General features: G+C 73.7%; 9 protein-coding genes. 7 read left to right on the forward strand and 2 right to left on the reverse strand.

Annotated elements, in window-relative coordinates; genetic code table 11:
* Both H0487_RS21075 and H0487_RS21080 read left to right on the forward strand, forming a co-directional pair.
* Positions 1 to 652: ROK family protein (locus tag H0487_RS21075; protein ID WP_183096186.1), on the forward strand; the 652-nt coding region annotated here is incomplete at its 5' end.
* A gap of 8 nt (positions 653 to 660) precedes the next feature.
* Positions 661 to 1,590 (forward strand): ROK family protein, encoded by a 930-nt coding sequence (locus tag H0487_RS21080; RefSeq protein ID WP_183096187.1) that lies wholly within the window; start codon positions 661 to 663, stop codon positions 1,588 to 1,590.
* Between the two features lie 29 nt (positions 1,591 to 1,619).
* On the opposite strand, the gene H0487_RS21085 is transcribed toward H0487_RS21080, so the two are convergent.
* Together H0487_RS21085 and H0487_RS21090 are read right to left on the reverse strand one after the other, a co-directional pair.
* Positions 1,620 to 2,075, reverse strand: a complete 456-nt coding sequence (locus H0487_RS21085; RefSeq protein ID WP_183096188.1) for a hypothetical protein — start codon at positions 2,073 to 2,075, stop codon at positions 1,620 to 1,622.
* Between the two features lie 27 nt (positions 2,076 to 2,102).
* Positions 2,103 to 2,885 (reverse strand): alpha/beta hydrolase, encoded by a 783-nt coding sequence (locus H0487_RS21090; RefSeq protein ID WP_183096189.1) that lies wholly within the window; start codon positions 2,883 to 2,885, stop codon positions 2,103 to 2,105.
* An 83-nt stretch (positions 2,886 to 2,968) separates the two neighbouring features.
* Here H0487_RS21090 and H0487_RS21095 point away from each other — a divergent pair, with 83 nt between their 5' ends.
* From H0487_RS21095 to H0487_RS21115, 5 genes are all read left to right on the forward strand, one after another.
* Positions 2,969 to 3,688 (forward strand): lysophospholipid acyltransferase family protein, encoded by a 720-nt coding sequence (locus tag H0487_RS21095; protein WP_183096190.1) that lies wholly within the window; start codon positions 2,969 to 2,971, stop codon positions 3,686 to 3,688.
* Between the two features lie 9 nt (positions 3,689 to 3,697).
* On the forward strand, positions 3,698 to 4,831 hold the full coding sequence (gene macS, locus H0487_RS21100) for a MacS family sensor histidine kinase (protein WP_183096191.1): 1,134 nt from the start codon (positions 3,698 to 3,700) through the stop codon (positions 4,829 to 4,831).
* On the forward strand, positions 4,828 to 5,349 hold the full coding sequence (locus H0487_RS21105) for a flavin reductase (protein WP_183096192.1): 522 nt from the start codon (positions 4,828 to 4,830) through the stop codon (positions 5,347 to 5,349). The genes macS and H0487_RS21105 overlap by 4 nt, the downstream gene beginning before the upstream one ends.
* 47 nt (positions 5,350 to 5,396) lie before the next feature.
* Positions 5,397 to 6,056, forward strand: coding sequence for a response regulator (locus H0487_RS21110; RefSeq protein ID WP_183096193.1), 660 nt, complete (start codon positions 5,397 to 5,399; stop codon positions 6,054 to 6,056).
* The coding region (locus H0487_RS21115) for a hypothetical protein (RefSeq protein WP_183096194.1) at positions 6,049 to 6,753 on the forward strand (705 nt) is incomplete at its 3' end. The genes H0487_RS21110 and H0487_RS21115, both read left to right, overlap by 8 nt.

Below are 6,753 nucleotides of genomic sequence, written 5' to 3' on the forward strand. Positions count from 1 at the left end.
CGGCCTCCCGGTGATCATCGAGAACGACGCCAACGCTGCCGCCTGGGGAGAGTTCCGCTACGGCGCCGGCCGCGACGTCGACGACCAGCTGATGGTGACCGTCGGCACCGGCGTCGGCGGGGGAGTGATCACCGGCGGTCGGCTGCTGCGCGGCGCGCACGGCGTGGGAGCCGAGATCGGCCACCTCTGCCTGGTGCCCGAGGGTCTCCAGTGCGGGTGCGGCAACCGAGGCTGCTTCGAGCAGTACGGCTCTGGCTCGGCGTTGGTCCGCACGACCCGCGCCGCGGCGGCCGGCAGCTCGCTCCTCGCCCGCGACCTCGTCGAGCGCGCCGGGGGCGATCCCGGGGCGATCACCGGCCCGCTCATCACGTCCGCCGCCCAGGAGGGCGACCGCTTCGCCATCGAGCAGCTGCGCCTGCTCGGCCAGTGGCTGGGCCACGGGATCGCCTCGCTGGTCGCCGTGCTCGACCCGGCCGTCATCGTCATCGGTGGCGGGGTCAGCGAGGCCGGCGACCTGCTCCTCGACCCGATCCGCGAGGCGTTCTCCCGCGAGCTCAGCGGTCGCGGCTACCGCCCCGAGGCCGAGGTCCGGCGCGCCGTCCTCGGCAACCGCGCGGGGGTCATCGGCGCGGCCGACCTGGCCCGGACCTAGGCGCGGCCATGCACGTGGGGGTCGACGTCGGCGGCAGCAAGGTGCTCGCGGTCGTCCTGACCGGCTCCGGGGCGGACCTCGAGGTCGCGTCGTCGGTGCAGGTCGCGATGCCGGGCCGGGAGGCCCCCGACGCCGAGGTCGAGGCGGCGCTCGCCCGTGCCGTGCTCGAGGTGGCCGATGGCGAGCCGCTCACCCGCGTGGGCATCTCGGCGGCCGGGCTCGTCGACCGGAAGGCGGGCACCGTCCGGTTCGCAGCCCACCTGCCCTGGCGTGACGCGCCGGTGCGCGACCGGGTGGAGGCGCTGCTGACGCCCTACTTCGGGGAGCGGCGCGGTCGCGGCCGCCGGGTCGTCCTGGACAACGACGCCAACTGCGCCGCGCACGCCGAGCTCGCTGCAGGCGCGCTCCGCGGGATGTCGCCCGCGCTGCTGGTCACCATCGGCACCGGGATCGGCGGTGCCGTCGTCTTCGGCGGCCGGGTACGGCACGGTGCCAACGACATGGCCGGGGAGTTCGGGCACGTGCAGGTCGTGCCGGACGGCCTGCCGTGCGAGTGCGGCCTGCGGGGGTGCTGGGAGCAGTACTGCAGCGGCCGGGCGCTCGAGCGGGTTGCTCGCGTCGCCCTGGGCTCTCACCTCGACGGTCCTGAGGTGGCCGAGCTCGCCCGCCGGGGCGACCCTGTCGCCCGGGAGGCGTTCGCGACCATCGGGACCTGGCTCGGGGTGGGCATCGCCGGGCTGGTGTCCTCGTTCGACCCCCGCGCGGTCGTCGTCGGGGGCGGGGTCTCGGCCGTCGGTGACCTGCTGCTCGAGCCCGCCCGGCGCGGCCTGATCGACTCGCTCCAGGCGACGGCGTACCGGACCGTCCCGGACATCGTGCCGACCCGCTTCGGCCCGGAGGCGGGAGCGGTCGGCGCAGCGCTCCTCGCGGGGCGCTAGGTCGGTGCCCCGCCGGTCGCCGGGCCTCGTCAGAGGACGGCGCCGTCGTCCCAGGGGTCGCGGGGCTCGTCGGACATCTGCATCACCAGGTAGAGGAAGCCGCCGACGAACCCGGCGGCGAGGAGCAGCCCGACCCAGGTCGGCAAGGCGATGCCGAGGACGATGCAGACGAGCACCAGCGCCGGGATGCCGAAGACGCCGAGCCACGCGGCCAGGCGGTCGGCGGGCGGCCGGGGGATCGGGGGCGGCGTCGGGGGGACGAAGGCGTCGTCGGGGTGCACCCGGTCGCGGACCTCGGCCTCCCCGGCCTCCTGGTCGAGGTCGTCGAGGTCCTCGAAGAACCGAGATCGCGGCGCCGGCTCGGGCTCGATGTCGACGTCGGGCTCGAGGACCGCGCGCTCGCCGAAGTTGTCGACGATCTGCTGCCACTCCAGCTCGCGCTCACGAGCCAGGTCGGCGGACTCCTGCTCGTCGTCGCGCGCCATGGGACCAGACTACGTGCGTCGGGCGAATCAGGCGCCGGTCACCTCGGTGACGACGCGGCCGATGAACTCCGCCGACCGGGCGAAGATCGTCTCGGCGTCGTTGTCGAGCGTCGCCACGTGGAACGACTCGAGCAGCTCGACGACCTCCACGTCGGTCGACGAGATCCGGTCGAGGACGATCGGCTGGCTCGCGTCGTCGACCACGTGGTCGTCGACCGAACGGAAGTAGATGAGCGGCGACACGACGTTCGGCAGGTCGGCGATGAGCGGCTTCCACGCCTGGATGAGCGAGTGGATCGCCTTGAGCGGGGTCCGGGTGTAGCCGTGCTCCTCGACGCCCGGCTTCTTGATGTCGTTGGCGATGCCGGGGAACGACCCGACCAGGTGCTTGATGACGGGCAGTGCCTTGACGTCGAGGCGCTTGGTCGCGACCGCCGGGTTGACCACCATGACGCCGGCGATGTCCGCGCCCTTGTCGGCGGCGAGGCGGAGCGCGAGGCAGCCGCCCATCGACAGCCCGCCGACGACCACGACGTCGTGCTCGGCCGCGAGCGCGTCGTACTCGGCGCTGAGGTGGCCGTACCAGTCCGCGAAGCGCCGGGTGTTGAGGTCCTGCCAGGTGGTCGCGTGACCCGGGAGCAGCGGCACCCGGACGCCGTAGCCGAGCTCGCCGAGGTAACGGCCCCACGGCCGCATCGAGACGGGGGAGCCGGTGAAGCCGTGGCTGAGGAGCACGCCGATCCTCCGGCCGCCGGTCAGCTCGGGGCGGGCGGTGATCGTCAGGGGCTCGAACTCCGGATCGCGACTCATGGCGCGATTGTGCACCAGTGCGGGGTCGCTCCGTGCAGGCACTAGGCTGGGCGCCGTCGGTCTCGGGGAAAGGGTGCGGTCGGGTGTTCTACTGGTTCCTCAAGTTCATTGCGTTGGGCCCGCTGCTCAAGCTGGTGTTCCGGCCGCACGCCGAAGGCGTCGAGAACGTGCCGACCGGCGGCCCTGCGATCCTGGCGAGCAACCACCTGTCCTATGCCGACTGGTTGTTCATGCCGCTCGTCGTGCCGCGCAAGGTGAGCTTCGTGGCGAAGGCCGAGTACTTCACCAGTCCCGGCATCAAGGGCTGGCTCCAGAAGACCTTCTTCAGCGGTACCGGCAACATCCCGATCGACCGGGCGGGCGCCGACGCCGCCGCGGGCGCGCTGCTCTCGGCCAAGCGGGTCCTGGGCGAGGGTGACCTGTTCGGCATCTATCCCGAGGGCACCCGCTCCCACGACGGGAAGCTCTACCGAGGCAAGACCGGGATCGCCCGGCTCGCACTCGAGACCGGCGTGCCGGTCATCCCGGTCGCCGTCGTCGGTACCGACGTCGTCGCTCCGCCGGGCAAGAAGTTCGGTCGCTGGACCCGCCCGCACGTCCGCTTCGGGAAGCCGCTCGACTTCAGCCGCTACGCCGGCCTCGAGAACGACCGCTTCATCCTGCGGTCGATCACCGACGAGATCATGTACGAGATCATGCGGCTCTCCGGTCAGGAGTACGTCGACATGTACGCCACCCGGGCCAAGGAAGAGTCCAAGAAGAGCGACGCCGCCAAGGGTGATGAGCGCAAGCCCGCTGCCTGACCTCCGGCCATGACGACCTCGATCCGGGCCGTCGTCGCCGTCGAGGACCGGATGTTCCGCGCCCTGGCGGTGCTGCGGGTCGTGGTGTTGGCCAACGCGGTCGGGATCGCGGCCTTCCGCAACAACTTCGACCACCCGGTGGCGGGCTGGACCTGCATCGGGGTGATGGTGCTGTGGACCGCGCACGCGGTCATCACCTACGCCAAGCCGATCCGCCGGACGGTGCGCCTCCTGGGGGCGGACCTCGCCGTCGCGGTCGCCCTCATGGCGGTGACACCGTGGGTGAAGGGGGAGTGGTTCAACGCGACCATCCCGGGCTTCTGGGTGATGGGTGCGCTGCTGGCGTGGGCGGTCCGCTACGGCTGGCGCGGGGGTCTGGCGGCGGCCGTGGTGCTGGCGGCGACGGATCGGCTGATCCGCACCGACTTCGACCAGGGCAACTACGCCAACCTGTTCCTCGTCCTCATCGGTGGCCCGCTCGTCGGCTACCTCGCCGAGTCGCTCCAGCAGATGGCGGCCGAGCGGGACCGCGCCGAGCGTGACGCCGCAGCGGCCGCCGAGCGGGCGCGGCTGGCGCGCGTGGTCCACGACGGGGTTCTCCAGGTGCTGGCGCTCGTCCAGCGGCGGGGCGCCGAGCTCGGGGGCGACGCCGCCGAGCTGGGCCGCCTGGCCGGCGAGCAGGAGCAGGTCCTGCGGACCCTGGTCCGGACCCAGGACCGGGTGACGACCGGCCAGGACGGCGGGACCGAGGACCTCGCGGTGGCGCTGGAGGCCTACGCCGACCGGCCGGGAGTGCAGGTGGCCCTGCCCGGCGGTCCGGTCGAGCTGCCGGCGGACGTGGTCGCCGAGGTGGCGGCCGTCGTCGGCGCGTGCCTCGACAACGTCACGCGCCACGTGGGCGAGGGCGCCCCGGCGTGGGTGCTGCTCGAGGACCTCGGCGACCGGGTCGCGGTGTCCGTGCGCGACGAGGGCGGCGGCATCCCGGAGGGCCGGCTCGACAGGGCCCGGTCGGAGGGCCGGCTCGGCGTCAGCGAGTCCATCCGGGGGCGGGTGCGCGACCTCGGCGGCGAGGTGGTCCTGACGACCGGGCCGTACGGCACCGAGTGGGAGCTCGTCGTACCGCGGGGGAGCAGGGACCGATGACCATCCACAGCGGACACCCGTTCGCCGAGGCCGACCCCGATCCCGCTCGTCGGCTCCGCGGCCGGCTCGGCGCCGCGGTCACGCTCTGGACCGCCGGTGAGGGCGCCGACAGGTCCGGGCTGACCGTGACCTCGCTGATGCTCGCTCTCGGGCCGACCCCGGCCCTGCTGGCGCTGCTCGATCCCGACAGCGACCTCCTGGACACGCTGCGTGACACCGGGCGGGCCGTGGTCTCGCCGCTCACGTGGGACGACCGGATGCTCGCCGAGGCGTTCGCCGGTACGGCGCCCGCACCTGGCGGCCCGTTCCGGCAGGCGGCGTTCGTCGGCACGCCGTCGGGTCCGCGCCTGGGCCACGCCACCACCTGGGCCGAGGTCGGACTGCGCGGCGAGCGCGAGGTCGGCTGGTCGGTCGAGGTCGAGGTCGCGCTGACCGCGGTCACCGTCGGCGAGGACGACCCGCAGCCGCTGCTGCACCGGCGCGGCCGGTTCCACACGCTGCCGTCGTCCCCGCCATGAGGACGGCCTGAGCACGGCCGGGGTGGAGCCTGAGTAGGGTCCGGGGCATGGAGGAGCAGGCTCGGGTCCGCGTGATGGTGGTCGACGACCACCCGATGTGGCGCGACGCCGTCGTCAGCGACCTGGAGGCCGCCGGCCTCGACGTGGTCGCGACCGCGGCCACCGGCACCGAGGCGATCAACCGGTTCCGCGCGACCCGCCCGCAGGTCGTCGTGCTCGACCTCCAGATCCCGCCGCCGAACGGCGTCGAGGTCACCGCGACGGTGCTCCAGGAGGATCCGTCGGCCCGGGTCCTCATCCTGTCGGCCTCCGGCGAGCAGGACGACGTCCTCGAGGCCGTCAAGGCCGGCGCGACCGGCTACCTGGTCAAGTCGGCCTCTCGCGAGGAGCTGCTCGCCGCCGTCCGCCGGGTCAGCGTCGGCGACAGCGTCTTCACCCCCGGGCTGGCCGGGCTGGTGCTGGGTGAGTTCCGTCGGATGGCGCAGGACCCCGAACCCGCGACGCCGCCGGGGGAGCAGCTCACCGACCGGGAGACCGAGATCCTCAAGATGGTCGCCAAGGGCCTGTCCTACAAGCAGATCGCCGAGCGGCTCGTGCTCTCGCACCGCACCGTGCAGAACCACGTCCAGAACACGCTGCGCAAGCTCCAGCTCCACAACCGGGTCGAGCTCACCCGCTACGCCATCGAGCAGGGCCTCGATGACTGAGCAGGCACTGGCCTCCGTCCTGGAGATCGCCGACGACCTCTACGCGCTGCCGCCCGGCGAGTTCACCGCGGCGCGCGACGCGCGCGCCAAGGAGCTCAAGGGCACCGACCTCGCGATCACCGTCAAGGCGTTGAAGAAGCCCGGCCTCGCCGCGTGGGTCCTCAACCTCCTCGTCCGGCGGGAGACCGGCCAGGTCGACCAGCTGCTCTCCGTCGGCGCGGCCCTGCGCGAGGCGCAGGCGGCGATGTCGGCCGGCGAGCTGCGCGCGCTCACCAAGCAGCGGCGCCAGGTCACCGCGGCCGTCACCCAGCAGGCGCGCGCGCTCGCGTCCGAAGCAGGCCTCAAGGTGACCCCGGCCGTGGCCGACCAGGTCGAGGCGACGCTGACCGCGGCCATGGTCGACCCGGACTGCGGCCGGGCGCTGCGCAGCGGACTGCTCGTGGCCCCGCTCCGGTCCAACGGCGTCGACCCGGTCGGCGAGCCCGCGCTCGCGGCGGCCCTGGCCGTCCCGCAGGCGTTGGGCTTCTCGGCCACGGCCCGCTCGGCCCCCGAGCCGGGGCCCCCGTCGTTGCGGGTCGTGCCCGACCCGGACGCCGCAGCCAAGGCGCGTGCGGTGGCGGCGGAGCGGCTGGCCGAGGCGACCCAGGCACACGACGAGGCGGCCGCTGCCTACGACGAGGCGGTCGACGACGTCGAC

The organism is Nocardioides stalactiti, from assembly GCF_014180715.1.
GTDB classification, from domain to species: Bacteria; Actinomycetota; Actinomycetes; order Propionibacteriales; family Nocardioidaceae; genus Nocardioides; species Nocardioides stalactiti.